Raw genomic sequence first — 1,276 nt, 5'->3', positions numbered from 1 at the left:
GCCAGGGTCGCGTGCGCCGCTCTGCGGTCGCCGCTGGCCAGTTCGAAGCGGGCCCAGCCGTAGGCGTGCCAGCCCGCCACCGGTACCTGGCCGAGTGCGGCCTGGATGGCGCGCCAGGGCGTCCCGGACCAGGGCTCGGTGGCGCCGAAGGTGCTGCGGACCTCGTTTGCGTCGACGCGGATCTCGCCCAGCGGGTCGGCCGCGACGTACCAGCGCTGCCCGCGCTCGTACACCACGTACTCGGTGAGCAGGCCGGAGTGCACGAGCTGTGCGACCACGGCGAGCGGGTCGAACCGGTCCTCGACCAGGGCCTCCCGGTAGTGACGGTTCACGGCGTCATCCCCTCTGCGGCGTTGATGGGTGCGGCGATGAGCTCGGCCACGCGGGGCGCGTTGTGCTCCTCGATGCAGGTGAAGTGGTTGCCCTCGATGTCGGTGATCGGCAGGTCGCCGAGGCACACCTCGCGCCAGAAGGCGAGCGTGGTGTCGTCCATGCCGGGCGCGAAGCCCGAGTCGGCGTTCGGGCGCAGGAAGCGGATGTCCCCGGCGTACGGCGGCGGGGTGAACCGCGCGGACAGGAAGCTCTGCCGGAAGACGCGGAACATCCCCGTGACCATCTCGGCCGGCATCTCCTGGCCGTTCACCTCGGCGACGGCGGCCGCGTACCGGGCGAAGCGCTGCTCGCGGCTGTGGTCGCCGAGGTGGCGGAAGTACGCCGCGGCCTGGTCGAGTCGGACGTCGCCGCCGACCTCGGCCAGCGCGCCCTTCGGGACCCGGCCGCCATGGCGCCGCATGACCTCGGTGAAAGCGCGCAGGATGTCGGCGGAGTCGATCTCCCCGAAACCGGTCTGCTGGAGGGTGATGTGCAGGTTGGGGACGAAGAGGATCTCGATCATCAGGTCGTCCTCGACGTCGACGACCACGGGGTGGCTGCTCACCAGGACCAAGTCCTCGACCTGCACCCCGCGTTCTGCCAGCCGTCGGGCGACCTCGGCGGCAAACAGGCCGCCGAGGCAGTAGCCGACGAGCTGGAACCGGGTGTGGCCCTCGGCGAGCAGGCGCTCGGTGTAGTCGTCCGCCAGCCGCTCGATGACCTCGGCGGGATCGAGCGAGCAGTAGACGTCGGTGTCGTCGATGACGATGCCGAGCACCGGGCCGAGGTCCTGGGCCACCAACTCCTCGGCCAGCGGCCGGAAGCAGTCCATGGTGCCGAGACCGGCGTGGAACAGCACCCGTACCGGACCCTTGCCGCCGGTACTGAAGGGAATAAGTACTGC

General features: G+C 70.7%; 1 protein-coding gene and 1 pseudogene. Both read right to left on the bottom strand.

Features of this window, described 5'->3' with window-relative positions; translation table 11 throughout:
• Window positions 1–332, bottom strand: a pseudogene (locus AB0O00_RS40040) (hypothetical protein); the annotation flags it as partial.
• On the bottom strand, window positions 329–1,276 hold a 948-nt coding region (locus AB0O00_RS40035; RefSeq protein WP_363659590.1), incomplete at its 5' end, for a thioesterase domain-containing protein. The gene AB0O00_RS40035 and the pseudogene AB0O00_RS40040, both read right to left, overlap by 4 nt.

Origin of the sequence: Kitasatospora sp. NPDC093558, assembly GCF_040683475.1 — a bacterium.
Lineage (GTDB): Bacteria > Actinomycetota > Actinomycetes > Streptomycetales > Streptomycetaceae > Kitasatospora.
The sequence above is the reverse complement of the archived record's forward strand: the minus strand, read 5'-3'. Positions and strand labels throughout refer to the sequence as shown.